This window comes from Blastococcus sp. TBT05-19 (genome assembly GCF_003319095.1).
Lineage (GTDB): Bacteria > Actinomycetota > Actinomycetes > Mycobacteriales > Geodermatophilaceae > Blastococcus.
Genome location: NZ_QOHI01000008.1, coordinates 1 through 25,394 on the forward strand (window position 1 = coordinate 1; position 25,394 = coordinate 25,394).

21 protein-coding genes and 1 pseudogene are annotated in these 25,394 nt (G+C 74.1%); 10 read left to right on the forward strand and 12 right to left on the reverse strand.

Going from position 1 to position 25,394, the window contains the following annotated elements; all coding sequences use genetic code 11:
• Positions 1-216 precede the first annotated feature (216 nt).
• Positions 217-1,047, forward strand: a complete 831-nt coding sequence (locus DQ244_RS18395) for an MOSC domain-containing protein (RefSeq protein WP_113812966.1) — start codon at positions 217-219, stop codon at positions 1,045-1,047.
• Here DQ244_RS18395 and DQ244_RS18400 read toward each other — a convergent pair.
• Complete coding sequence (locus tag DQ244_RS18400) at positions 1,034-3,190, reverse strand: DEAD/DEAH box helicase (protein WP_113812967.1); 2,157 nt, start codon at positions 3,188-3,190, stop codon at positions 1,034-1,036. The genes DQ244_RS18395 and DQ244_RS18400 overlap by 14 nt on opposite strands.
• A gap of 362 nt (positions 3,191-3,552) precedes the next feature.
• Here DQ244_RS18400 and DQ244_RS18405 point away from each other — a divergent pair, with 362 nt between their 5' ends.
• The 4 genes from DQ244_RS18405 to DQ244_RS20185 all read left to right on the forward strand — a co-directional run bounded on the left by DQ244_RS18405 (position 3,553) and on the right by DQ244_RS20185 (position 6,594).
• Positions 3,553-3,756: a zinc-ribbon domain-containing protein gene (locus DQ244_RS18405; protein ID WP_113812968.1), complete on the forward strand. Its 204-nt coding sequence runs from the start codon at positions 3,553-3,555 to the stop codon at positions 3,754-3,756.
• Between the two features lie 119 nt (positions 3,757-3,875).
• On the forward strand, positions 3,876-5,405 hold the full coding sequence (locus tag DQ244_RS18410) for an MFS transporter (RefSeq protein ID WP_113812969.1): 1,530 nt from the start codon (positions 3,876-3,878) through the stop codon (positions 5,403-5,405).
• Positions 5,402-6,019 carry a TetR/AcrR family transcriptional regulator gene (locus DQ244_RS18415; RefSeq protein ID WP_113812970.1) on the forward strand — a complete coding sequence of 206 codons (618 nt, stop codon included), beginning with the start codon at positions 5,402-5,404 and terminating at the stop codon, positions 6,017-6,019. The genes DQ244_RS18410 and DQ244_RS18415 overlap by 4 nt, the downstream gene beginning before the upstream one ends.
• 359 nt (positions 6,020-6,378) lie before the next feature.
• Complete coding sequence (locus tag DQ244_RS20185) at positions 6,379-6,594, forward strand: helix-turn-helix domain-containing protein (RefSeq protein ID WP_158544623.1); 216 nt, start codon at positions 6,379-6,381, stop codon at positions 6,592-6,594.
• Between the two features lie 39 nt (positions 6,595-6,633).
• Here DQ244_RS20185 and DQ244_RS18425 read toward each other — a convergent pair whose 3' ends face one another.
• Complete coding sequence (locus tag DQ244_RS18425) at positions 6,634-8,970, reverse strand: YbhN family protein (protein ID WP_147251561.1); 2,337 nt, start codon at positions 8,968-8,970, stop codon at positions 6,634-6,636.
• A 90-nt stretch (positions 8,971-9,060) separates the two neighbouring features.
• Positions 9,061-9,696, reverse strand: coding sequence for an isochorismatase family protein (locus DQ244_RS18430; RefSeq protein WP_199580478.1), 636 nt, complete (start codon positions 9,694-9,696; stop codon positions 9,061-9,063).
• Positions 9,697-9,867: 171 nt separating this feature from the next.
• Between DQ244_RS18430 and msrA the strand changes: the two genes are divergently transcribed.
• The gene (msrA, locus tag DQ244_RS18435; protein WP_113812973.1) at positions 9,868-10,383 is read left to right on the forward strand and encodes a peptide-methionine (S)-S-oxide reductase MsrA; all 516 of its coding nucleotides are present in this window, start codon (positions 9,868-9,870) and stop codon (positions 10,381-10,383) included.
• Between the two features lie 49 nt (positions 10,384-10,432).
• Positions 10,433-11,404 carry an NADPH:quinone oxidoreductase family protein gene (locus DQ244_RS18440; RefSeq protein WP_113812974.1) on the forward strand — a complete coding sequence of 324 codons (972 nt, stop codon included), beginning with the start codon at positions 10,433-10,435 and terminating at the stop codon, positions 11,402-11,404.
• A gap of 37 nt (positions 11,405-11,441) precedes the next feature.
• Here DQ244_RS18440 and DQ244_RS18445 read toward each other — a convergent pair whose 3' ends face one another.
• The 9 genes and pseudogenes from DQ244_RS18445 to DQ244_RS18485 form a co-directional block, all read right to left on the reverse strand.
• Positions 11,442-12,398 carry a VWA domain-containing protein gene (locus DQ244_RS18445; protein ID WP_113812975.1) on the reverse strand — a complete coding sequence of 319 codons (957 nt, stop codon included), beginning with the start codon at positions 12,396-12,398 and terminating at the stop codon, positions 11,442-11,444.
• Positions 12,395-13,423, reverse strand: coding sequence for a DUF58 domain-containing protein (locus DQ244_RS18450; protein WP_113812976.1), 1,029 nt, complete (start codon positions 13,421-13,423; stop codon positions 12,395-12,397). The genes DQ244_RS18445 and DQ244_RS18450 overlap by 4 nt, the downstream gene beginning before the upstream one ends.
• A gap of 260 nt (positions 13,424-13,683) precedes the next feature.
• Positions 13,684-14,640 (reverse strand): annotated as a pseudogene (locus DQ244_RS18455) (AAA family ATPase); the annotation flags it as partial.
• A gap of 559 nt (positions 14,641-15,199) precedes the next feature.
• Positions 15,200-16,555, reverse strand: coding sequence for a C40 family peptidase (locus tag DQ244_RS18460; protein ID WP_233491722.1), 1,356 nt, complete (start codon positions 16,553-16,555; stop codon positions 15,200-15,202).
• 180 nt (positions 16,556-16,735) lie between these two features.
• Entirely contained in the window at positions 16,736-18,271 is a 1,536-nt protein-coding gene (locus DQ244_RS18465) for an AMP-binding protein (RefSeq protein ID WP_113812978.1), read from the reverse strand.
• A 33-nt stretch (positions 18,272-18,304) separates the two neighbouring features.
• Positions 18,305-18,739, reverse strand: coding sequence for a DUF1772 domain-containing protein (locus DQ244_RS18470; RefSeq protein WP_233491723.1), 435 nt, complete (start codon positions 18,737-18,739; stop codon positions 18,305-18,307).
• Positions 18,736-19,047 carry a hypothetical protein gene (locus DQ244_RS18475; RefSeq protein WP_113812979.1) on the reverse strand — a complete coding sequence of 104 codons (312 nt, stop codon included), beginning with the start codon at positions 19,045-19,047 and terminating at the stop codon, positions 18,736-18,738. Before DQ244_RS18475 ends, DQ244_RS18470 begins: the two co-directional genes overlap by 4 nt.
• On the reverse strand, positions 19,044-19,802 hold the full coding sequence (locus DQ244_RS18480; protein ID WP_113812980.1) for a Sir2 family NAD-dependent protein deacetylase: 759 nt from the start codon (positions 19,800-19,802) through the stop codon (positions 19,044-19,046). Before DQ244_RS18480 ends, DQ244_RS18475 begins: the two co-directional genes overlap by 4 nt.
• Positions 19,799-20,803: a phosphatase PAP2 family protein gene (locus DQ244_RS18485; RefSeq protein WP_113812981.1), complete on the reverse strand. Its 1,005-nt coding sequence runs from the start codon at positions 20,801-20,803 to the stop codon at positions 19,799-19,801. The genes DQ244_RS18480 and DQ244_RS18485 overlap by 4 nt, the downstream gene beginning before the upstream one ends.
• Before the next feature lie 275 nt (positions 20,804-21,078).
• On the opposite strand from DQ244_RS18485, the gene DQ244_RS18490 reads away from it, so the two are divergent.
• From DQ244_RS18490 to DQ244_RS18500, 3 genes are read left to right on the forward strand one after another with little or no spacing between them, the layout of a single operon-like run.
• Positions 21,079-23,946 (forward strand): aconitate hydratase, encoded by a 2,868-nt coding sequence (locus tag DQ244_RS18490; RefSeq protein ID WP_113812982.1) that lies wholly within the window; start codon positions 21,079-21,081, stop codon positions 23,944-23,946.
• Positions 23,946-24,701 (forward strand): SDR family oxidoreductase, encoded by a 756-nt coding sequence (locus tag DQ244_RS18495; protein WP_113812983.1) that lies wholly within the window; start codon positions 23,946-23,948, stop codon positions 24,699-24,701. The genes DQ244_RS18490 and DQ244_RS18495 overlap by 1 nt, the downstream gene beginning before the upstream one ends.
• A complete protein-coding gene (locus tag DQ244_RS18500) occupies positions 24,698-25,393 on the forward strand; it encodes a sirohydrochlorin chelatase (RefSeq protein ID WP_113812984.1) in 696 nt (231 codons plus the stop codon). The genes DQ244_RS18495 and DQ244_RS18500 overlap by 4 nt, the downstream gene beginning before the upstream one ends.
• Position 25,394 lies beyond the last annotated feature (1 nt).

The following is a 25,394-nucleotide window of genomic DNA, read 5'->3' on the forward strand; positions in this document are numbered from 1 at the left end:
GCGTCCAGCAGCAGGTCGGCCACCCGGGTCGCGGCGTCCAGGATCGGCACGGTGTCCTCCTCCGTCATCACCCGCTCGTCACCGAGCCGGCGTCGTCCTCGGGGAACAGCGAAGCAGACGTCGGTCGTGGGCCGGACGGCGCGTGCGGCACCGCACGCGCCGTCGGTCGGTGCCTCCCTAGGCTGGCCGGGTCAGCGCCCTACCGGATGGAGCCCCATGCCCGTCGTCTCCCGCCTCTCGACGACTCCCGTCAAGGGCACCGCTCTCCACTCGCCGTCGACCGTCGAGCTGACCCGCGACGGCGTCGAGCACAACCGGCGGTTCCACCTGGTCGACGGCCGCGGCCGGCTGTTCAACGGCAAGCACCACGGACCGCTGGTCCGGATCACCGCCGACCTCGACGGTCCGGAGCTGACGCTGCGCATCCCCGGGCGTGATCCGGTGCGGGCGAGCTCGACGGAGCTCGGCGAGCCGGTGGTCACGAACTTCTACGGCCGCGACGTGCCAGGCCACCTGCTGGCCGGTCCGTTCGCCGATGCCCTCACCGAGTTCGTCGGCGAGCCCGTGGATCTCGTCGCCACGGACGTCCCCGGCGCCGGGGTCGACGTCCACCCGGTGACGCTGGTGTCCTCGGCCACCATCGAGCACCTGCGCAGCGTCACCCCCGACGGCGGGCGGCTGGACCACCGGCGCTTCCGGATGCTGGTCGAGCTCGAGGGCACCGGCGTGCACGAGGAGGACGGCTGGGTGGGCCGCCGGGTGCGACTGGGCGGTGCGACGGTGCGGGTGGTCGGCCCGGTCCCCCGGTGCGTCGTCACCAACGAGAACCCCGACAGCGGAGAGGTGGACTTCCGCACGCTGAAAGCCATCGTCCGCTACCGCGGTGAGCTGGCGACGAGGCTCGACACCCCCGTCGACCACCTGCCCGACAACGGCGCGGTGATCTTCGGGATGTACGCGACGGTCGAGGAGCCCGGGCCGATCGCACTCGGGGACCCCGTCGAGGTGCTCGACGAGGTCCCCTCCGCAGGCGTCAGCGGGAGCTGACCGCTCCCGCCGGCGACAGGGCGTCGGTGAGCAGCGCGACCAGCGCCTCGAGCTGGACGTCCGTGGAGGACTGCACCTCCTCGTCGGAGCCGTCCAGCGCGCGGGCGGCGAGCCCCGCCTTGCTGTCGATCAGCTCGGCGATGCGGGAGTCGAGGGTCTGCGCGGCGATGATCCGCCACGCGGTGACCGGCTCGGTCTGCCCGATGCGGTGGCTGCGGTCGATCGCCTGGGTCTGCTCGGCGTCGGTCCAGGAGAGCTCGGCGAGCACGATGTTCGAGGCGACCTGCAGGTTGAGGCCGACGCCCGCAGCGGTGAGCGAGCAGACGGCGACCGCGACCTCGGGGTCCTTGACGAACGCGTCGATGTGCTTCTGCCGGGCCGTCGGCGTCTGGTCGCCGCGGATCGAGGAGTACCGGATGCCCAGCTTGTCCAGGGTCTCCTCGGCGGTGTCCATGACGTCGATGTGCTTGGCGAAGAAGACGACCTTGCCGGCGCTGCGGGCCAGCTGCGCGGCGTAGTCGGCAGCGAGGCCGGCCTTGGCCTGCCCGATGCGCCGCATCATGCTGAACACGTTCTCGCCGGTGGCCTTCGTGGTCGTGTCCTTGAGCTCCCAGCCGGCCACCTTGCGCACCAGCTCGTGGTCGATCTCCTCCACGACGGTCGCCGATTCGCGGGCCGCGAGCGCGCTCTCGTACCGCTTGACCAGGCGGGCCGCGAGCTCGCGCTCGGCCGCCCGGATGGACCGGCCCGCCTTGTCGTCGAGCTCGACGGGGAGGTCGGCGATGCGGCGGGCGGGGATGTCGGCGGCGACGTCGATCTTGCGGCGGCGGACGATGCCGAGATCGATCACGCACTTCCGCGCGGCCGGGTAGAAGCCGGGGTCGGCGGGCGTGAGCCCGACCTCCTCGAGGGCCTCCATCAGCTCCCCGAGCGGCTTCTCGTCGTCGATCCAGCCGAGGAACTGCCAGATGGCGCGGAAGTCCTCGATGTCGTTGATCAGCGGGGTCCCGGTCAGCGCCATGAGCAGCGGCCGCGGCACCCGGGAGCGGATCCGCTCGGAGAGCTCGAGCACGTGCTGGGAGCGCTGCGAGGTCTTGTTCTTGATGAAGTGCGCCTCGTCGACCACCATCCCGCGGAAGCCGAAGTCACCGATCCAGCCGACGTGGCGGTCCAGCACCTCGTAGTTGACGACGACGATGTCGGCGAAGGCGTCGATCGTCTCGCCGTTGCCCTGGATCACTGTGGCGGGGCGGTGCGGTGTCCAGCGCGCGGCCTCGCGGGCCCAGTTGGTCTTGACGACGTTCGGGACGACGACGAGGAGCGGGAAGGCTTGCGCCGCCTCGGCCGCGAGCAGCGACTGCGCCGTCTTGCCCAGACCCGGCTCGTCGGCGAGCAGGAAGGTGCGGTGCCCCTGGGCGGCGGCCGCGACCAGCTGGCCCTGGTGCGGCATGAGCTCGGAGCCGGCCGGGGTGAACTGGGAGCTCGGGAAGGGCAGGGCCATGCACGCCGGGGCGCCGCCGCCGGCGCGCTCGAAGGAGTTGAGCAGCGGGGTGAGCAGCTCCCAGTTCAGCAGCCGGCGCGGTCGCGCCACCGTCGGGCGGGCCGCGGAGAAGTCCGGGGCGAGGAAGGGGTTGGCCAGCTGCCGCGAGATGACCGACTGCGGCACGACCTTGCGCTCGGGAGCCGCGGGCGCGGCTTCGGCCTGCACCGGCGGCGGGGGCTCCTCCTCGGCGGTCTCGATGCCGGCCGCGGCGAGCATCTCCCGCTTGAGCGCCTTGGCCGCGTCGGAGGCGACGGCCTCGTCGGCGAGCAGGGCCAGCAGCCCGGACTCCCGGACGGCGGTCGTCGCGAGGATCGTGGCGATCCCGTCCAGGCGCTTGAGCTGCTCGCCCCGGCGGGTGTCACCGATGGTGGAGTCCGCCTGCACGCGGGCGCGCTCCTCGCGCAGCACCAGCGCGATGGCCTGGAACTCGGCGCGCACGGTGGGCGTGACGCGGCCGCGCTTGACCGCGTTCTCGACCTCGCGCACGGCGCGGGCGAGCACGGCGATGACGTCGCCGCCCTCGCGGACGCGGCGCTGGCGCTGCTGGTTGCGCGGGGCGTTGCGCCGCGCGCCCGTCGACCGACGAGCTGGTCCTGCCACGTACCCCTCCTCCGAACGCCCGGCACTGGTGCCACGACTCGCCGCCGCGGAGGCCCGGAACCCGGCGGCCGGGGCCGCGAGCCTCAGCGCCCACGTAGCTGGAGCGTCCCGACCCACGGATCGTGGGAGATCGACGCCTCCGGGCGGACGGTTCCGACGTGGGCCGACAGCCACCGGGATCCCCGGGGCACCCACGCGGGAGCAGAAGTCCCCGCCGGACGAGCGGCCCGTGCTGGGCCGATGCCGGATCCACAGTAGCGCTTGGCGGCCCGTGCGGGGCAGGTACGGGCCCGGGACCTCACCCGCGCCAGGGTGAGGTCGACGGGCACGCGGTGCCGCGGCCGGCTCCCTACCCTGGCGGGATGTTCCTGCTCTTCGGCTTCGGCACCAAGCAGCGAGACCTCGGCCCCGGTGGGACGCGGACCTGCCCGAACTGCGGCAACACCTCGCGGTGGGCCCGGGTCCGGCGGTTCCGGCAGTTCTCGGTGTTCTTCGTGCCGGTCGTCCGCTGGAACCGCCGGCACCTCGAGGTCTGCGGCATCTGCGGTGCCGCGATCGAGGTCTGACCCGCGCCGTCGCCCCGACCCGCCAGTCCGGGTGAGTTTTGGTCGATCGACCAAGACTTCGGTAGGGTGCGCTGGTCGAGCCGGCCGGCTCGGCTCCGCCCTGCTCCCCGGAGGCTCCCGTGAGCCCGCTCCGCCGCTGGTCCGCACTCGCAGTCCTCGCGCTGCCGGTGCTGCTGATCAGCGTCGACATGACCGTCCTCGGCTTCGCCGTGCCGGCGCTCTCGGCCGATCTCGGCCCGACGTCGACCGAGCTGCTGTGGGTCGTCGACATCTACTCGTTCCTGCTGGCCGGCCTGCTGGTGCTGATGGGCAACCTGGGCGACCGCATCGGCCGGCGCCGGCTGCTGATCGCCGGCGCGATCGCCTTCGGGCTCGCCTCCGCCCTCGCCGCGTTCGCGACCAGCCCCGGGATGCTGATCGCCGCCCGCGCCCTGCTCGGTCTCGGCGGGGCGACGCTGATGCCCTCGACCCTCGCCCTGCTGCGCTCGGTCTTCCGCGACGACCGCGAGCGCCGGACGGCGATCGCGATCTGGGCGGCCGCCTTCTCCGGCGGCGCCGCGGTCGGGCCGATCGTCGGCGGGATCCTGCTCGCGCACTTCTGGTGGGGCTCGGTGTTCCTGGTGAACACCCCCGTCATGGTGCTGCTCGTCATCGGCGCCCTCGTCCTGCTGCCCGAGTCGCGCAACCCGCGCCCCGGCCCGTTCGACGTGCTCTCCGGCCTGCTGTCGATCGCCGGCGTCCTGCCGGTGGTCTACGCCCTGAAGAGCGTCGCCAAGGACGGCCCGAGCGCGGGCGTGGCCCTGGGCCTGACGGTCGGGACCGCTCTGCTGTGGACCTTCGTGCGCCGGCAGCGCACCCTCGCCGAGCCGCTGCTGGACCTGCGCCTGTTCAGCAACCGCGTCTTCTCCGTCGCGGTCAGCACCAACCTGCTGACGGTGTTCGCCCTGCTGGGCGTGATGTTCTACCTGCCCCAGTACCTGATCCTCGTGCTCGGCATGAGCCCGCTGGTCGCCGGCCTCTGGATGCTCCCCCTCGCCGGCGCCACCGTCGTCGGCTCGCTCGCCGCGCCCTCGCTGGCCCGGGTGCTGCACCTGCGCTGGATCATCGGTGGCGGGATGACCCTGGCCGCCGCCGGCCTGGCCGTCGGCACGCTGCTCGGGCTGGACGGCGACCGGGCCGTGCTCATCACGGCCGGCCTGCTCATCGGCGTCGGCGTGGGTGCCGCCGAGGCCCTGACGAACGACGCCATCCTCACCGCCGCACCCCCCGAGCGGGCCGGCGCCGCGGCCTCGGTCTCCGAGACCGCCTACGAGTTCGGCGCCGCCATGGGCACGGCAGTGCTGGGCTCGGTCGGGCTGTCGGTCTACGCCGCGAACCTCGGCGAGGTCGACGGGGTCCCCGCGCAGGCGCTCTCGGCCGCACGGGAGTCCCTCGGCTCTGCCGGTGAGATCGCCGCGCAGCTCCCGCCCGACACGGCGGCGGCCTTCCTGACCGAGGCCGCGGAGGCGTTCGTCGCCGGCATGGACGTCGTCCTCGTGGTGGCCGCGCTGGTCGCCGCCTACGTGGCGGCCCAGGCCGTCGTCCTGCTGCGCCGCCACTCGCAGCCCCTCGTGCCGTCGGCACCCGCCCAGGAGCCGGTCGCGCCGTGACCGCCGCCAAGCGCGCCCACCTGCCGATCGAGCAGCGGCGGGCCCAGCTCGTGGCGGCGGCCATGCGCGTGATGCAGCGCGACGGTGCCTGGACGCTCACCACCCGGGCCGTCGCCCGCGAGGCCGACGTCCCCCTCGGCGCGCTGCACTACGCGTTCGGCTCCAAGGCCGAGCTGGTCCGGGCGGTGTTCCAGGCCGACCGGGACCGGTCGACGGCGATGCTCCAGCAGGCGGTCGAGGCCGGGGGCACGGCCGGCGAGATCCTCACCCGCGCGCTGCTCGGCTACACCGACAGCGTCATCGCCGAACCCGGAGCGGAGATCGTGCTCCAGGAGCTGACCCTGATGGGCGGCCGGGACGACGACCTGCGGGCTGCGGCGCGGGAGGCCACGGAGCAGTACCGGGCCGACGTGCGCAATCTGCTGCACCGGCTGGCCGATACCTCGGGCGGCACCTGGGCCGGCGACGTCGACGTCCTGGCCGAGTCGCTGCTCGGCCTGCTGTTCGGGGCGTCGGTGAACTGGCTGTGCACGCGGGACGACGGGCTCTTCCGCCGGTGCGCGGAGGACGCCGCCTCCGCTCTCGCCGCCCGCCTGGTCCCGCCGGCGGGCTAGACCGTCCTCGACGCGTCGTCCCACGAACCCCTCCTGGCCTCGTCCTTCGCACCGGTCGCGAGCGGCGCACGGGCAACATGTGACGAAGGGGAACGGTCCGTCTCGTTCTTCTCGGACTCGCACGGGGTGCAGTCCGTTGCTTACTGTCTGTTCCAGCGAGGGCGCAGTTCGTAGCCGGCAGACAGCGGTGAGAGCGCCCCGCACCGCGACCGAGAGGACACGACATGACGCTCCAGCAGCGCACCGCCACCCCCACCCTCCCCCGCCAGGCCGTCTACGGCCAGCGCCCGGTGCACCGGCCGGCCATGAACGGCGTCCGGATGGCCCCGAGCGGCATGCGTCAGCAGCCCGTCGCGCCGATGGCCCAGCGCCCCGTCGCCGAGCGCCCCGCGCCGCGTCCGGTCAGCTTCCTCACCGTCGCCGAGGTCGCGGCGATCATGCGGGTCTCCAAGATGACCGTGTACCGCCTGGTCCACGGCGGCGAGATGTCCGCCGTCCGCGTCGGCCGCTCCTTCCGCGTGCCCGAGACCGCCGTCCGCGAGTACCTCTCCGAGGCGCGCACCGACGTCGCCTGACGCCGGACGGCCGCGACGACGGCCTGACCGGCGCCGCGCTCAGACGTGCCGGCGCCGCTGCAGGCCGACGAAGGCGAGCCACCCCACGGGTGCCGGCAGCCAGAACGTGACCGTGCGGAAGGCCAGCACCGCCGCGAGGGCCGAGGCCAGCGGGACGCCGGACGCGGTCAGACCTCCGACAAGGGCCGCCTCCACCGCACCCAGGCCACCGGGGGTGGGCGCGACCGAGCCGACCGTCGAGGCGACGAGGTAGACGCCGATCACGGTGGGCAGCGCCAGGGACGCGTCGAAGGCCCGCAGCGAGGCGTCCAGCGCCAGCACGTACCCGCCGGTCTGCAGCACGATCCCGGCGAGCGCCATGGCCAGCCGCCGCGGCTCGGTGGCGGTCGCGAGCAGCTGCGGCACCGACTGCCGCAGCAGGGGCTCGAGGCGGTCCCGCACCAGCGCGCGGATCCGGGGCACCGCGGCCAGCAGCGCCAGGACGACGACGGCGCCGAGGACGACGAGCAGCACCTCCCCGCTGGGCAGGAGCGACAGCCGCGACGCCGAGACCCCGCTCGCCCAGCCGACCACCACGAGCAGCGCGACCGTGACCGCGACGGTCGCCACCTGGTTGACCGCCACGCTGGTCGCGGCGGCACCGACCCCCAGCCCCGCGCGCTGCAGGTAGCGGATGTTCAGGCCGACGTGGCCCACGGTCGGCGGCGTGACGAGCGTGAGCCACGCCGAGGACACCTGCACCATCGTGGTGCGCAGCAGGGGCAGGGCCACCGGCACGAAGGCGAGCAGGGCGAGGGCCGCCCCGAGGTAGGTCACCGCCGAGCCGCCGAGCGCGGCGAGCAGCCAGAGCGGATCGGCCCGCCGGAGCTGGTCGACGACGCTGACCTGCGAGAGCTGCGAGGCCAGCAGGAGGGCCGCGACGACCGAGGCCACCACGGTGAGGACGACGCGCAGCGAGAACCGTTCGAGGCGAGGTGCGGCGACCTCGGCCCCGGCGGGGTCCGCCAGCGCGCTGCGCAGGTCGGCCAGGACGTCGGTCCCGCGCAGGGACCGCCGGAGCGCGTGCGGCAGGGCGACCGGCTGCAGCAGCGCCGTCAGCCGGCGGGGCGCGGCTCCTGCGAGGTAGGCGCTGCGCAGGGCCGCGACGGCCGCGCCCGGGCCGACGACGCCGGCGCCGCCGACGAGCAGCGCGACGGCGTCCAGATCGCGCTGGAGGTCGCCGGCCGCGGGCTGCGCCGACCGCAGGTCGCGGAATCCCGCGTCCCCGTCCCGGCCGAGGACGACGCACTCCGGGGTGAGGGCGCCGTGCGCCAGCCCGACGGCGTGCAGCCGGCGGAGCGCCGCGAAGGCCGCCGTCAGTGCCGGCGCGGCGTCGTCGACCTCCGGGAGGGCCGCGCCGTCCAGCGGGCGTTCGACCAGGACGAGGGCGGGCCCCACCGCCAGCAGCGCCAGCACCTGCGGCACGGGCACCCCGGCCGCCTCGGCCAGCGCGGCACCCGCAGCCTGCCGCTCCAGTTCACCGCGTTGGGTGAGCGAGGGACGGCCGACGACGGCGGCGCGGAACCGGAGCAGCCGGCCGGCGCGGCGCACCAGCGGCACCCCGCGCCCGTCCGGGTCGACGACGGTGACCGACACGGCACCGACGTCGTCGGATCCGGCCAGCCGCACCGAGCCCGCCGCCTGCTCGACCACCCGCAGGTCGCCGACCGCCACCCCGGCGCGGGCGAGCTCGGCCCGGATCACGTCGTCGGACGGCCGGGCCGGTGCGACGCCACCGCCGACCCGCACGGCCAGACCGACGACCGCCCCGAGCAGCACGGCAGCCAGCGCGCCGAGCACCGTGAAGGTGCCGATCGCCACCGCGGACCCGAGGGAGGCGAGCACCGCCCAGCGGGCCGGCGCGCGCCACCTCCGCCGTCGCTGGAGGTCGGCGCCGGCCAGGAAGGCGAGCGACGCGACCACCGGCACCAGTGCCGCGTCGTCGCGCGGAGCGGTCAGCACCTCCGCGACGGCGCCGCCGGCCGCGTCCCCGAACCGCTCCCCCGCCGCAGCGAGGGGCAGGCCGAGGCTCAGACCGACGAGCGCGTGCACCAGGGCCGTGCGGCGGTGCCGGGCGGCGTCGACGGCGACGGTCAGGAGGACGACGAGGACGGCCAGCGACGCGACCACCGAGGCCACCGCGACGACGCTGCGGAGCGGCTCCCGCTGGACGAGCGGAACGGCCTCGGCCAGCGCCGCCGCGGCGTCCGGCGTGAGCAGCGTGGCCAGCAGGACCAGCGCGAGACCAGCGCCCGCGGCCAGGAGCCGGAGGACGTCGGCCGGGCGGCGCACCCGTCGCCGCCTCGGCGCCCGCTCCCCCTCGCCGGTCCCGGTCACCGGGCCATCATCACCGCCGCCCCACGCGGTTCCCGGACGCACCCCGCGCGCGGATCGACGTCAGGGCCCGTTCGGCGCGCGGGGGTCCGGTCAGCCGGCGAAGGCGGCGCGGCCCTGCGTGGCGGAGGTGCCCAGGTTGCTCTTGGGCAGGGGCTGCCCGGCCGCGACGGCCGCGGCCCAGTCCTCGGTGCTCGCCACCGCGGCGAAGTTCGAGTGCAAGAGCACGAGCAGCACCTCGTGCAGCTGCTCGGCCGAGACCTTCCCCGCCTCGTTGGCGAGGTGGATCGCGCCCGTGGCGTCGGACAGCACCTCGGCGGCCAGCCCCAGGTCCTCGGCGCCGACCGCCGTCGCGATGTCGCAGTTGTTGGTCATGTAGCCGACGATCGTGATCGTGTCCACCGCCTGACCGGCCAGCCACTCGGCGACGTCGGTGCCCGCGAACACGCTTCCCCTGTTCTTGCTGACGCGCTTCCAGCCGGGCTGCACCCGCCGCTCGACCTCCGGGTGCAGCGACCAGCTCGCCGAGCCCTTCGCGAAGACCGGCGCCCCCTCCGGCAGTTCGTGCTGGACGACCACCACGGGCAGGTCCTCGCGCTGGGCGACGTCGAGAGCGCGGACGACGTTCGCCAGCGTCTGGTCGCGCGGTGGGGCCTGGATCTGGAGGACCCCGTCGAAGTACTCCTGCTGGACGTCGATGACGACGAGAGCCCGGCGCGGCGTGGTCATGTGCATCTCCTCCGGTGGATCCCGAAGCTGTCGGGATCCACCGTGCTCCACGGACGGCCGGTCGGCGAGGGCAGTCCCACCGGCGTGCAGCCCCGCTGCCTGCACCGAGGAGGAAACATCGGCCCGGGTCGCGGTGTTCACCTGGCGTGCTGGACACAGAAGGAGGCACACGTGACCACTGAGACCGCGATCCTCGCCGGCGGCTGCTTCTGGGGCGCCCAGGAGCTGCTGCGCAAGCGCCCAGGAGTGCTCTCCACCCGCGTCGGCTACTCGGGAGGCGACACCCCGAACGCCACGTACCGCAACCACGGCGACCACGCCGAGGCGGTCGAGATCGTCTTCGACCCCGCCGTGATCTCGTACCGGGAGCTGCTGGAGTTCTTCTTCCAGATCCACGACCCGTCGACGAAGGACCGGCAGGGCAACGACGTGGGCCGGAGCTACCGCTCGGCGATCTACTACACCAACGACGAGCAGCAGCGCGTCGCGCTCGACACCATCGCCGACGTCGACGCCTCGGGCATCTGGCCGGGGAAGGTCGTCACCGAGGTCGAGCCGGCCGGGGATTTCTGGCAGGCCGAGGAGGAGCACCAGGACTACCTGCAGAAGCTCCCCTGGGGCTACACCTGCCACTTCGTGCGGCCCGACTGGGTGCTCCCTCGCCGCGAGGCGCAGACCACGCGATGACCTGAGGCGAGACGGGTTGACCTCGTGGAGCGGGCATAGCCTGAGCTGCATGCGAGCTGTGCAGATCACCCGCTTCGGCGGTCCCGAGGTCCTCGACGTCGTCGACGTCCCCGAGCCGGAGGCGGGGCCGGGTCGCACCCTGCACGACGTCTCCGCCGCCGGTGTCAACTACGCCGACACCCACCAGATCGAGAACTCCTACCTGGCCGCCCAGCAGCTGCCGCTGATCCCGGGTGCGGAGTTCGTCGGCACGCCGGTCGGCGGCGGTCAGCGTGTGGTCGGCCTGCTCGACGGCGGCGGGTACGCCGAGCGGGTGGCCGCCAACGACCGGCTCACCTGGGCCGTGCCGGACGCGGTCACCGACGAGCAGGCCCTGTCGCTGGTGCTGCAGGGCACCACCGCCTGGCACCTGCTGCGCACCAGCGCGCACCTGGCCGAGGGCGAGACCGTCGTCGTCATCGCCGGCGCCGGTGGCGTCGGGTCCCTCGCCGTGCAGCTGGCCCGCCGCTGGGGCGCCGGTCGGGTCATCGCGACCGCCTCCAGCCCGGAGAAGCGCGCGCTGGCCGAGGAGCTCGGCGCCCACGCCACCGTCGACCCGGCGCTGGCCGACGACGACCCGAAGCAGTTCACCGGCGCGCTGCGCGAGGCCAACGGCGGCAAGCCGGTCGACATCGTGCTCGAGATGACCGGCGGCAACGTCTTCAGCGGCTCGCTGTCCGCGCTGGCCCCGTTCGGCCGGCTGGTCACCTACGGCATGGCCGCACGGCAGGAGACGCCGTCGGTCCCGCCGGGCATGCTCATGCAGAAGAGCCGCGCCGTCCTCGGTTTCTGGCTCGCCCACTGCATGGCGCGCCCCGACATGCTCGACGCCGCCATGACCGACCTGCTGGCCATGACCGCCGACGGTTCGCTGAAGCCGGTGGCCGGCGGCCGCTACCCGCTGTCCAACGTGAAGGACGCCCACCAGGACCTGCTCGCCCGGCGCACCACGGGCAAGCTCGTCCTCGACCCGAGCAGGTGAGCACCCGGCCCCGCCGCACGCGCGGCGGGGCCGGTCCTCAGACGAGCCGGTTGGTCCAGAAGAGGCTGAGGACGGCGCCGATCAGCACCACGAGGACGCCGGCCCGCACGAACCACGGGCTGATGTCCTGCGGCTCGGTCGTGTAGCCGATCTGGCTGCCCAGGTCGCTGTAGACCTGCTCGAGCTCGCTCGCGCTGGCCGCCTCGCTGAAGCTGCCGCCGGTCTCGTCGGCGATCTGCTCCAGCGCCGCCCGGTCGACCGGCACCGGCACGTTCTCGCCGTCGATGTCCAGGGTGCCGTAGTCGGTGCCGAACGCGATCGTGGAGACCGGCACCCCGGCGGCCCGGGCGGCGTCGATGGCCTGGCCGTTGTCGCGGCCCACGGTGTTCGAGCCGTCCGACAGCAGCACGATGCGGGCCGGGGGCAGCTCCTCCCCCGTGCTCTCCAGCGACGCCTGGAAGTTCTCGATCGCCGAGAGCGAGGTGAACACCGCCTCGCCGATCGCCGTCGCCTCGGCCAGGTCGAGGTTCTCGATGGCGAGGGCGACCTGCCCGCGGTCGGTGGTCGGCGGCACCACGGTGGTGGCCGTGCCCGCGAACGACACCAGCCCCAGGTTGATCCGCTCGGGGAGGATGTCGACGAAGTCCGTCGCCGACCGCTGCATGACGGAGAACCGGGTCGGCTCGACGTCCCGCGCCTGCATCGACAGCGAGACGTCGACGGCCATGATCACCGTCGCCTTCTCCCGCGGCACCCGCACCTCGGTGCTCGGCACCGCCAGCGAGACGACCAGCGTCGCCAGGCCGGCGGCGACGACGCCGAAGGCCAGGTGCCGCTTCCAGCCGGGCCGCTTGGGCACCAGCGTGCCGAGCAGCGCGACGTTGGTGAAGCGCGCCGCATACGCCTTCCGGCGCAGCTGCAGCAGCACGTACACACCGACCAGCGCGGCGACGACCAGCAGGGCCAGCAGCCACCACGGGGACTGGAAGGTCATCGGGAGGCACCTCCGTTGCCGGCACGCCGGCGCTCGGCGACGAATCGGACGACGTCCATGAGCCAGTCGCGGTCGGTGCGCAGCTGGAGGTGCCCGGCCCCCGCGCTGCGCAGCGTCGCGGCCACCCGCTCGCGCTGGGCGGCGGCCCCCTCGGCGTAGCGGGCGCGGAACTCGGCGTTGCCCGTGGGCACCTCGAGGGTCTGCCCGGTCTCGGGGTCGACGACGGTGAGCAGGCCGACGTCGGGCAGCTCGAGCTCGCGCGGGTCGACCACCTCGATGGCGAGCAGGTCGTGCCGGGTGCCGAGCCCGCGCAGCGGGCGCTCCCAGTCGCTGTCGCCGAGGAAGTCCGAGATCACCACGATCAGACCGCGCCGGCGGGGCGGGCGGCGCAGCGCCTCCAGGGCCTGGGCCAGGTCACCGCGCCGGCCACCGGCCGCCCGCGGCGTGGCCACCACCGAGCGCAGCAGCCGCTCGGCGTTCAGCCGCCCGGGGCGCGCCGGGTAGCGGTCCACCCGCTCCCCCGTGGTGACGACGGCGCCGAGCCGGTTGCCGCCGTGCACGGTCAGGTGGCCGACGGCGGCGAGCCCGGCGATGGCCAGGTCGCGCTTCTGGCAGTTGGCGGTGCCGAAGTCGAGGCTGGCCGACAGGTCGATGACCGCCCACGTCTCCAGCTCTCGGTCGGCGATCGTCTCGCGCACGTGCGGCACCTGGGTGCGCGCCGTGACCGGCCAGTCCATCCGCCGGACGTCGTCGCCCGGGTGGTACGTGCGGGAGTCGCCGGCCTCGCTGCCCGAACCCGGCACCAGCCCGAGGTGGTCGCCCTGCAGGAGCCCGTCCAGCCGCCGCCGGACGGTGAGCTCCAGCCGCCGCAGCAGGACGTCGGCCGGGCCGTCGGTGAACCGGGGCGGGGCGCCGTCGCTGCCGCCGGTCGCGGCGCCGGAACCGGGCGTCGCGGGGTGCAGGAGCAGCCCCGGGTGCGCGGGGGCGTCCGGGAGCTCCACCTCCCGGCGGCGGCGACCGATCACGCCTGCTGCGACCCGGGTGTGGCGCCGTTCCCGTTGACCTGCGGACCCGCGGCGGTTGCGCCGCCGGGCGCTCCGTTGCCCTGCGGACCGGGGCCGTAGCCACCGTGCTGCTGCGGACCGGGCTGCTGGGTACCGGGCCACGGCGCACCGGTGGGCGCACCCTGCGGCGGGCCGTAGAACGGAGCCGGCACCGACGGACCGCCCGGCGCACCCGGGCCGCCACCGGTCGCCTGCTGGCGCGGCGCGACCTGCGGCAGCGGCACCGTCTGCACGATGCGCTTGACGATGTGGTCGGCCGGCACCCCGTCGGCGAGCGCGTCGTAGGAGAGCACCAGCCGGTGCCGCAGCACGTCGGCGGTGACGTCGAGGACGTCCTGCGGGAGCACGTAGTCCCGTCCCCGGACCAGGGCGAGCGCGCGGGCGGCGGCGATCAGGCCGAGCGAGGCACGAGGGCTGGCGCCGTAGGACACCCAGTTCGCGACGTCGTCCATGCCGTGCTCGCGCGGCGAACGGGTCGCCACCACCAGCCGCACGACGTAGTCGACCAGCGCGTGGTGCACGAACACCTGCGAGGCGGTCTTCTGCAGCCGGCGCAGCTCGTCGGGGTTCAGCACCGTCTCGGCGACCGGCCGCTCGGAGCCCATCCGGTAGATGATCTCCCGCTCCTCCTCGGCGCTCGGGTAGTCGACGAGCACCTTCATGAGGAAGCGGTCGCGCTGCGCCTCGGGCAGCGGGTAGACGCCCTCGGACTCGATCGGGTTCTGGGTGGCGAGCACCAGGAACGGGTCGGGCAGCGGGTAGGTGACGCCGCCGATGGAGACCTGGCGCTCGGCCATGACCTCCAGCAGCGCGGACTGGACCTTGGCCGGCGCGCGGTTGATCTCGTCGGTGAGCACGAAGTTGGCGAACACCGGGCCGAGCTCGGTGTCGAACGCGTCCTGCCCGGCCTTGTAGATGCGCGTGCCGATGATGTCGGCCGGCACGAGGTCGGGGGTGAACTGCAGGCGGGCGAACTTGCCGCCGACGACGGTGGCCAGGGTCTCCACGGCGAGGGTCTTGGCCACGCCGGGCACGCCCTCGAGGAGCACGTGGCCGCGGGCCAGCAGCGCCACGAGCATCCGCTCGACCAGGCGGTCCTGGCCGACGATGACGCGCTTGATCTCGAAGAGGACGCGCTCCAGCCGGGCGGCGTCGGCCGACGGCGGGACGTGGGCGGTGGTGCTCCCGACGGCGGTCACGCGAGGATCCCGGCGAGGTCGGAGGTCGTCGACGTTCCCGACGGTGCGGTGCTGATCGGCTCGCGCGCGGACTCGCTCACGGGGCTCCCTGGTCGTCCCGGGCCGCGGCCGTCCCGACACGGGAAGACCGTCGACAGGGCGGTGTCGTCCCGGCCCCTCGTCCAGTGTCCTACACCTTCGCGCCTCGGCCACCCGCTGTGCGGGACGAGTCCCGGCGGCCGCGCTCGCCCGACAGCTTTCCGTCCACCGAGGACCAACGGCCCCTGCACCCGGGCGCCGAGGACTGCTAGCCTGTCGGGTGCGTCGGGCAGCTCCCCCCGTGGCTGCCCGACGCCTTGAACCTGGCCCCTCGGCCGCGCCCAGCAGGCGCTCCGAGGGGCTTTCTCATGCGGCGTGCATGGCGCGACTCCGCGCCCCGGTCCGCTCCTCGCTCGTCACCAGGGCGCTTCCGCGGTCGCTCCGCTCCTCCGCTCGTTCCTCGCTGCGATGCTCACTCCCTGTCAGCGCCCGCCTCGCTGCGATGCTCCCGGAGCTGTCGTCACGCGCTCGGACGGACGGCGCCGAAGTACGTCGAGCTCGAGGTGCGCGCGGTGGAGATCTTCACGATCTGCCCCCGGTCCGGAGCCTCGATCATCTGCCCGTCGCCGATGTAGATGGCCACGTGCGTGATCGACATGTAGTCGTAGCGGTCGCCGCCCCAGAAGAGGAGATCGCCCGGCTGCAGGTTGCCGACGCTCACCGTCTTCGTGCGGTTGAGCCACCACTGGTCGCGGCTGGTCCCGCCGATGGCGATGCCGGCGCGGGCATAGGCGTACTGGGTGAGGCCGGAGCAGTCGAAGCCGAACACGTCCGCATCCGGCGAGATGCCGTAGCTCGGGCCGTTGCTGCCACCGCCGCCCCACGAGTAGGCCACGCCGAGCTGGGTCCGCGCGGCCGCGATCGCGGTCTGCGCGGCCGAGGTCGACGGCGGGCCGGCCGTGCCGCCCCCGGAGGGGACGGGCTTCGGACGGACCGGGGCAGGGGCCGACGGGGCGGACGGCGCCGGAGCCGGGGCCGGAGCCGGAGCCGCGGCGGCCTGGCGAGCGGCCGCAGCCTGCTGCGCGGCCTGCTGGGCGGCCTGCTGCTCCGCGGCGGTGCGGGCACCCTGCAGGCTGTCGAGCGTCTGCTGCGCCTGCTGGAGCTCGCCCTGCAGGGCGTCCTCCCGGGCGTCGACGGCGTCGGCCTGGGCGCGCGCCGATACCTCCTGCGCCTCGGCACCGGCCAGCAGCTCGGCGGCCTCGGCCTTGAGCTCGGCGGCCGTTCCGAGCGTCTGCTCGGCGGTCTGCTTCGCGTCGGTGGCCTGCGCCTCGAGGACGGTCAGCTCGGCGAGGACGTCGACCCGGTGGACGCCGGCGGCATCGAGCAGCGCCGCGCGCTGCACGAGCTCCGCCGGGCCACCGGCGCTGAGCAGCGCGGTCATGCCGGGGGCGGTGGTTCCGCGCATGTAGCTCATCCGCGCGAAGGCGGCGACGTCGTCGCGCCCCTCCCCCAGGTCGGCCTCGGCCTGGGCCGCCGCGGCCGCGGCCGCGTCAGCGGCGGCCCGCGCCGTCTCGTAGGCCGACTGCTTGTCCTCGTAGTCCTGCTGCGCGATCAGCGCGGCCTGGTGCGCCATGTCGGCGGCATCCCGGGCCTGCGCCAGCTCCGCGGTGATGGCGTCCACCCGTTGCGCGGCGGCGGTCCTGGCCTGCTCGGCCTCGGAGAGCTGGGCGTCGGTGGGGTTCCGCGGCGCGGCCGAGGCGACGCCCGGGGCGGACACCAGGCAGAGGACGCCGGCGGCTCCGACCCCGACCAGGCGGTGCGCCCAGCGCGCCCCCCGTCGTCCCGATCCGTTCCGTGCCTCGACCTGCTCGCCCACGAACCCGACTCCTCCGTTGCCCGGCACCCCGGAGGGGGCGCCGGTCTCGACTGGTGTCGCGCACCCTTCGGGGTGCACTCGACGCAGATCGACCACAACGGGTGAGGAGCACAGGGGCCGGGAGCGCGGCCTCCCCCCTTGGGGGGAGGCGACACCTCCGGGTGGCCGCAGGCTCGGCGCTTAGTTCACCTGGCGCTCCGAGCCGGACCAGAAGTCCTGGCGGAGCTTGAACTTCTGGATCTTCCCGGTGGCGGTGCGGGCCAGCTCGTCGCGGAACTCGACCTTCTTCGGCGCCTTGTAGCCGGCCATCCGCGCCTTGCAGTGGGCGATGATGTCGGCCTCGGTCGCCTGCTCCCCCTCGGCCAGGACGACGACCGCCGTCACGAGCTCGCCCCACTTGTCGTCGGGGATGCCGATGACGGCGACCTCCGCGACCGCCGGGTGGCTGAAGACGACGTCCTCCACCTCGATCGAGGAGACGTTCTCGCCGCCGGTGATGATCACGTCCTTCTTGCGGTCGGAGATCGTCAGGTAGCCGCCGTCGTCGATCGTGCCGCCGTCGCCGGTGTGGAACCAGTCGTCCTCGAGCGCCTCGGCCGACGCGTCCGGGTTCTCCCAGTAGCCGGCCAGCACGGTGTTGCTGCGGGCGAGCACCTCACCGCTCTCGCTCACCGAGAGGCGGGTGCCCAGCGACGGGACGCCGGCGCGCGACAGCCGCTTGGCCTTCTCCTCGGGGTCCAGACCGTCGTACTCCTCGCGGCCGCGGTTGATCGTGAGCAGCGGGGCGGTCTCGGTCAGGCCGTAGATCTGGTTGAACTCCCAGCCGAGCTCGGCCTCGACCCGCGCGATCGTCCTCGACGGCGGCGGGGCACCGGCGACGATGATCCGCACCCGGTCCCGCCCGGGGATCTCGCCGTCCCAGTCGGCGGCGGCGTCGAGGACGGCGTTCCAGACGGCCGGGGCGCCGGCCATGACCGTGACGCCGTGCTGCTCGACCCGGCGCAGGATCTCCGCGCCGTCGATCTTGCGGATGACCACCTGCCGGGCGCCCATGCCGGCCATCGCGTAGGGCAGGCCCCAGCCGTTGCAGTGGAACATCGGCAGCGTGTGCAGGTAGACGTCGCGGTCGCTCACCTGCATGTGCATGCCGAAGGTGACGGCGTTGACCCAGATGTTGCGGTGGGTCATCTGCACGCCCTTGGGCCGCGCGGTGGTGCCGCTCGTGTAGTTGATCGTGGCCGTGGCGTCCTCGTCGGGCTCGGACCAGGGTCGCGGCTCGGCGTCGAACCGGAGCAGCTGCTCGTACTCCTCCCCCGTGCCGAACCGGTGCTCGGCCCGCACACCCTTGAGCGAGGTCTCCAGCTCGGGGTCGACCAGCAGCACCCGGGCACCGGAGTGCCCGACGATGTACTCGACCTCGTCGGGCTGCAGCCGGAAGTTGATCGGCACCGCGACCCGGCCGGACGACGGCACGGACAGCAGCAGCTCGAGCAGCCGGGCGGAGTTGTGGCTGACGATCGCCACCCGCTCCCCCTCGGCGATGCCGAGCTCGTCGAGACCGGCCTGCAGCGCGCGACCGCGCCGGGCCACCTCGCGGTAGGTCACCTCGCCCAGCGTCGGCGCGGGCTGGGTGGGCTCGTCGACGATGCCGATCCGGTCCCCGTAGACCAGCTCGGCGCGGTCGAGGAAGTCGCGGGTGGTGAGGGGCACGCGCATGCCGGCTCCCGAAGGCTGGGGACGTGGTCCCCGTCACGCTAGCGGCACGAGCACCCACACCGCCGCCGCGGAGCCTGCGGTCGCCGCGACCGCACGCGCGGTGTCCACCCGCAGCAGCCGCCGGAACGCCTCGCCGTCCCACCCGGCCGAGAGCCGGCGGTGCTGCGGCACGGCACCGGCGGCGGTGAGCAGCAGGACGGCGCCCAGGCAGGCGGCGCCCGCGAGCACCGCGGACGACGGCACCCCGGGCGGCCGGGCGACGAGCAGCCAGCCCGTCGTGCCCAGCTGGCCGGCGAACAGCGGGCCGACGACGCGGCTGATCCGCTGCTGGTGCCTTCGTTCGTAGGCGCCGAAGGCTCCCGCGGGCACCTGGTCGAACTGCGGGTAGACGACGCCGCGCACCGTCCACTGGAAGCCGGCGTAGGCGGCGCTGAGCGCCAGGTGCAGCACCGGCAGCAGCTCGGTCACCGCTTCGGCGGCCTGCCGCGCCAGGCCAGGCTCTGCGCGTCGAGCTCCCGCAGCAGCGGGTCGCCCTCGACCAGCACCCGTTCGGCGAGCGCGACGGCACCGGTCAGCTGCGCGTCGTCCAGCTGCGCGAAAGCCGGGGACCGGCGTCGGTCCAGCGCGTCGTACCAGCGCCCGCCGACGGTGTGGTCGAGGACGATCCGCCCGAAGCAGTGGTCCGCGGTCACCGCCCACCGGTCGGCGCGTGCCCGGCGCGGCAGCTCGTGGAGCACCAGCTCCCGGTAGCGGGCCAGCAGCTGCTCCCGAGTCACGCCGGTGCCGCCAGCAGCCGCGGCAGCGCGGTTCCGATCGGCTCGTGGACGACCAGGTCGGCGATGTCGTCGTAGGGGGTCGGCTCGGCGTTGACGACGACGACGCGCGCACCGGCGCCGAGGGCCAGGTCGACCAGCCCGGCCGCGGGGTGGACGGTCAGCGAGGTGCCGACGGCGAAGAGCACGTCGCAGTCGGTGGCCGCCGCGACCGCCGCGTCGACGACCCGTTCCTCCAGCACCTGCCCGAAGTAGATGGTGGCCGACTTGAGGACGCCGCCGCAGACCAGGCACGCCGGGTCCGGTTCGCCGGCCTCGACGCGGGCCAGCGCGGCGCTCATCGGCGTCCGATCCCCGCACGCCGTGCAGAGCACCTCGTGCACGGTGCCGTGGATCTCCAGCACCCGATCGGGGTCGGACCCGGCGGCCTGGTGGAGGCCGTCGATGTTCTGCGTGATCAGCCCCCGCAGGCGTCCCTGCCGTTCCAGGTCGACCAGCGCGGCGTGCCCGGCGTTCGGCTGCGGATCGGCGTCCCGCAGGTCCCGCCGCATCAGCCAGGACCGGCGCCGGATCTCCGGGTCGGCCAGGTAGTGGGAGAGCGTCACGAGCTTCTCGGCGTCGGGGTCGCGGGTCCAGATGCCCTGCGGTCCCCGGTAGTCCGGGATGCCGCTGTCGGTGGAGATGCCCGCGCCGGTGAGCACGGTGATCCGGGCGGCGGCGGTCAGCCAGTCGGGCAGGGGTGCGGGAACGCCGGTCACGCCCGCCACGGTAGGGCGGGCGCGCTGCCGGCCGCCCGGCGGAGGACCGCCCGGCCGGCCCGCTCCAGCGACGGCATCGCCAGGAAGATCCCGACGGCGTAGGCGGCTCCCAGCAGCGTGTCGACGACGTAGTGCTCGCCACCCCACACCAGGACCACCGGCATGAGGACGGCGTAGGCGACGAGCGCGACCCGCTGCCACGTCCACCGGGCCATCGGCAGCAGCACGGCGCACATGAGCGCGGCGAAGGCGGTGTGCAGCGAAGGCATCGCCGCCACCAGGTTCACCTGCCCCTGCCCGGCGTCGAGCAGGACCCCGGCCTTGGGCAGCCCCAGCACCTCCCAGCCGGAGCTGCTGATCCGCGCCACCGGCTCGATGACCTCGTCGCGGGCGGCCAGCCACGGCGGTGCCGCCGGGTAGAGGACGTAGGTGACCAGCCCCGCGACGGAGAGGCCGACGACGAGCCGGGCGCAGCGGGCCCAGCGCTCGCGGTCGCGCACCCACAGCACGCCGAGCACCAGCGGCGTCACGACGAAGTGGCTGCTGTAGATCAGCGTGGCCACGGCCTTCCACGCGTCGGCCTGCACGTGCTCCTGCAGCCAGACGGTCGGCAGCACTCCCCCGCCGAGCCAGCGGTCGGCGTCGGCGAGCTCCTCGACGTGCACCGGCATGCCGAGCCCGTCGGCCAGGCCCCGGCTGGCGTCGTAGGCCAGCAGCACCGCGACGAGCGGCAGCCAGTCCAGCAGCAGCCGGCCCAGCCGGCGGGGACCCTGGGTGGCCGCGTGCACGCCGAGCCCCGCGAGCACCCAGCCCAGCAGCACCACGCGGTCGGTGGGCAGGCCCCGGACGGCGCAGGTCGCGGCGAAGGCGACGAGCAGGCCGGCCCAGAGCACGACGGTGGGCAGCAGCGGGCGGCGGTCGCGGGCGACGCCGGGTGCCGCCACCCGCTCGACGGGGGCCGCCGGGGCTCCGACGGGTGCCGGGAACTCGACCGCGGTCATGGCGCGGGACGCTAACCGCGCCCGGAGCCGCTGTGGGGCGCACCACCGCGGCACGCCGTCGTGTCGCACGCACGAGTGACAGGAGAGCCGTCGTGGACGGCTGGGACGGGACCCGCGCGGCGGGCCGACGGGGTTTCGCCGGACGTGATGCAGGTCACCGGGTGAGGGAAGGGTCGCCTGACCAGTCATCACCGCCGCCGAACTGGGATGATCGGGGGTGGAAACGAGCGCGACGAACCAGCCGCGACGAACCAGCGAGGGGTAGGCGCAGAAGAGTGGCAGCCAGCAAGGACAGCTTCGGAGCCCGGTCGACGCTCTCGGTCGACGGAACCGACTACGACATCTACCGGCTCGACGCGGTGGAGGGCTCCGAGAAGCTGCCCTTCAGCCTGAAGGTCCTGCTCGAGAACCAGCTGCGCACGGAGGACGGCGAGAACGTCACCGCCGACCACGTCCGCGCGCTGGCGAGCTGGGACCCGAACGCGGAGCCGGACCAGGAGATCCAGTTCATGCCGGCCCGCGTGGTCATGCAGGACTTCACCGGCGTCCCCTGCATCGTCGACCTCGCCACCATGCGCGAGGCCATGGCCGAGATCGGCGGCGACCCGCAGAAGATCAACCCGCTGTCCCCCGCCGAGATGGTCATCGACCACTCGGTCATCGCCGACATCTTCGGCACCGAGGACGCCTTCGAGCGCAACGTCGAGATCGAGTACGAGCGCAACGGCGAGCGCTACCAGTTCCTGCGCTGGGGCCAGGGCGCCTTCAGCGACTTCAAGGTCGTCCCCCCGGGCACCGGCATCGTCCACCAGGTCAACATCGAGCACCTGGCCCGCGTGATCTTCCCGCGCCAGGAGGGTGACCGGGTCGTCGCCTACCCCGACACCTGCGTGGGCACCGACAGCCACACCACGATGGTCAACGGCATCGGCGTCCTCGGCTGGGGCGTCGGCGGCATCGAGGCCGAGGCCGCGATGCTCGGCCAGCCGGTCTCGATGCTGATCCCCCGCGTCGTGGGCTTCAAGCTCTTCGGCCAGCTGCCGGACGGCGCCACCGCCACCGACCTCGTGCTGACGATCACCGAGATGCTGCGCCAGCACGGCGTGGTCGGGAAGTTCGTCGAGTTCTACGGCGAGGGCGTCTCCGCCGTCCCGCTGGCCAACCGCGCCACGATCGGCAACATGAGCCCGGAGTTCGGCTCGACCGCGGCGATGTTCCCCATCGACGAGGAGACCATCACCTACCTGCAGCTCACCGGCCGCCCGGCCGAGCAGGTGGCGCTGGTCGAGGCCTACGCCAAGGAGCAGGGCCTCTGGCACGACCCGACCCGCGAGCCGGCCTTCTCCGAGTACCTCGAGCTCGACCTCGGCACCGTCGTCCCGTCGATCGCCGGCCCCAAGCGCCCGCAGGACCGGGTCGCCATCACCGAGGCCAAGTCCTCCTTCCGTGCGGCGCTGGCCGACTACGTGCAGGCCGACGAGACCGGTGGCGAGGACCGCAAGCCCGGCGTCCCGGCGCAGGAGAAGCCCTTCGGTGTGAAGTCGTCGGTCGACGAGGCCGTGGCGGAGACCTTCCCGGCGTCGGACCCCATCGCCGAGACCCACGGCAACGGCGAGGCCGGCAAGCCCGACGCCTACCACGGCAACGAGGACACCGACCGGCCCCGCAAGCCCACCCGGGTCGTCATGGAGGACGGCACGGAGACCGAGGTCGACCACGGCGCCGTCGTCATCGCCGCGATCACCTCGTGCACCAACACCTCGAACCCGCAGGTGATGATCGGCGCGGGCCTGCTGGCCAAGAACGCCGTCGAGCGGGGGCTGACCAGCAAGCCGTGGGTCAAGACGACGATGGCCCCCGGGTCCAAGGTCGTCATGGACTACTACGAGAAGGCCGAGCTCACCCCGTACCTGGAGAAGCTCGGCTTCTACCTGGTCGGCTACGGCTGCACGACCTGCATCGGAAACTCCGGCCCGCTGCCGGAGCCGGTGTCGAACGCGGTCAACGAGGCCGACCTCGCCGTCGTCTCGGTGCTCTCGGGCAACCGCAACTTCGAGGGCCGGATCAACCCCGACGTCAAGATGAACTACCTGGCCTCGCCGCCGCTGGTGATCGCCTACGCGCTCGCCGGGTCCATGGACGTCGACCTGAACAACGACCCCCTGGGCCAGGACGCCGACGGCAACGACGTCTTCCTGCGCGACATCTGGCCCTCCCCGCAGGAGGTCCAGCGGGTCATCGACCACGCCGTCTCCGCGGAGCAGTTCGGCCGCAGCTACGCCGACGTGTTCGCCGGCACCGAGCAGTGGCAGAACCTGCCCACGCCCACCGGCGACACCTTCGAGTGGGACGCGGAGAGCACCTACGTGCGGCGTCCTCCGTACTTCGAGGGCATGCCGGCCGAGCCGGCCCCGGTCGAGGACATCAGCGGCGCCCGCACCCTCGCGGTGCTGGGCGACTCGGTGACCACCGACCACATCTCGCCGGCCGGCTCCATCAAGGCCGACAGCCCCGCGGGTACGTACCTCCGCGAGCACGGCGTGGACCGTCGCGACTTCAACTCCTACGGCTCGCGCCGCGGGAACCACGAGGTCATGATCCGCGGCACCTTCGCCAACATCCGGCTGCGCAACCAGCTGGTGCCGGGCACCGAGGGTGGCGTCACCAAGAACCACCTGACCGGCGAGACGACGACGATCTACGACGCCTCGCGCGAGTACATCGACGCCGGCATCCCGCTGGTCGTGCTGGCCGGCAAGGAGTACGGCTCCGGCTCGTCGCGCGACTGGGCCGCCAAGGGCACCGCGCTGCTGGGCGTCAAGGCCGTCATCGCCGAGAGCTACGAGCGCATCCACCGCTCGAACCTCATCGGCATGGGCGTGCTGCCGCTGCAGTACCCCGAGGGTCAGAACCGCGAGTCGCTCGGCCTGACCGGCGACGAGGAGTTCACGATCACCGGGATCACCGCGCTCAACGACGGCGAGACGCCGCGCACGGTGAAGGTCAAGGCCCAGGCATCGGACGGTCAGACGACCGAGTTCGACGCCCGCGTCCGGATCGACACCCCCGGTGAGGCGAACTACTACCGCAACGGCGGCATCATGCAGTACGTCCTGCGCTCGCTGCGGGATTCTGCCGCCTGATGGATCTGGGCCTGGGCGGTCGCGGATTCCTGCTCACCGGCGCGAGCCGAGGGCTGGGGTTCGCGACCGCCCGCGCCCTGGTCGACGACGGCGCCCGGGTGCTCATCAGCTCCCGGTCCGCCGACTCCGTGGACGCCGCCGTCTCCTCCCTGGGGACGGCGGCGTCCGGCGTCCCGGCCGACCTCGCCGACGCCGGCGCCGCGGAGGCGCTGGTCGCCGCGGCCCGCGAACGGCTCGGCCGGGTCGACGGCGCGCTGATCAGCGTCGGCGGGCCCTCCCCTGGCACGGTGCTCGACACCGCCGAGGAGGCCTGGCGGGCCGGCGTCGAGAGCGTCCTGCTCGGCCCGCTGCGGCTGGTGAAGGCGCTCGTGCCCCACCTGGACGAGGGCGCGGTGATCGGCCTCGTGCTGTCCACCTCGGTCCGCCAGCCGCTGGACGGGCTGGCGATCTCCAACGGCCTGCGGCCGGGCCTGGCCATGACGGCGAAGGGCCTGGCCGACGAGCTCGGTCCCCGCGGCATCCGCGTCGTCGGCCTGCTGCCCGGCACCATCGCCACCGACCGGGTGGCCGAGATCGAGGCGGCCTCGGGTGACGCGGCCGCCGCGCGCGCCCGCACCGAGGCGGCCATCCCGCTGGGGCGGGTCGGCCGGCCGGAGGAGTTCGGCCGGGTCGCAGCCTTCCTCCTCTCCCCCGCCGCCTCCTACGTCAGCGGCACGATGGTCGCCGTCGACGGCGGCCGGCTCCGCACCCCGTGAAGAAGGACCCGGTCCTCGTCGCCTGCGCGCACGGCACCCGCAACCCCACCGGACGGCGGCTGATCGCCGAGCTCGCCCTCGCCGCCCGGGCGCTGCGCCCCGGGCTGGTCACGACCGCCGCCTTCGTCGACGTCCAGCCGCCCACGGTCGTCGACGTCGTCGCGGAGCTGTCGGGCACCGGCAAGCCGGCCGTCGTGGTTCCGCTGCTGCTGTCGGGCGGCTACCACGTGCACGTGGACATCGCCCAGGCCGTCGCGGCGGCGCCGGGCACCGTCGCCGCCCGGCCGCTGGGCCCCGACCCGCGGCTGGCCGCCGTGCTGCGCGACCGGCTCGTGCAGGCCGGGGCCGACCCGGACGACCCGCAGACCGCCGTGGTGTTGGCCGCGGCCGGGTCCAGCGACCCGCGCTCGGTGCGCGACGTCGAGGACACCGCGGCCCTCCTGCAGCAGGGCTGGACCGGGCCGGTGACCACGGGCTACGGGTCGGCCGCGAAGCCGCCGGTGCCCGACGCGGTCGCCGCCGCGCGTGCGGCCGGTGCCGATCGGGTCGTCGTCGCCTCCTACCTGCTGGCGCCGGGGCACTTCCACGACAAGCTCGCCGGCGCGGGCGCCGACGTGATCACCGCCCCCCTCCTGCCCGACGAGCGGATCGCCGCCGTCCTGCTCGACCGCTACGACGCCGCGGTCGGCTGAC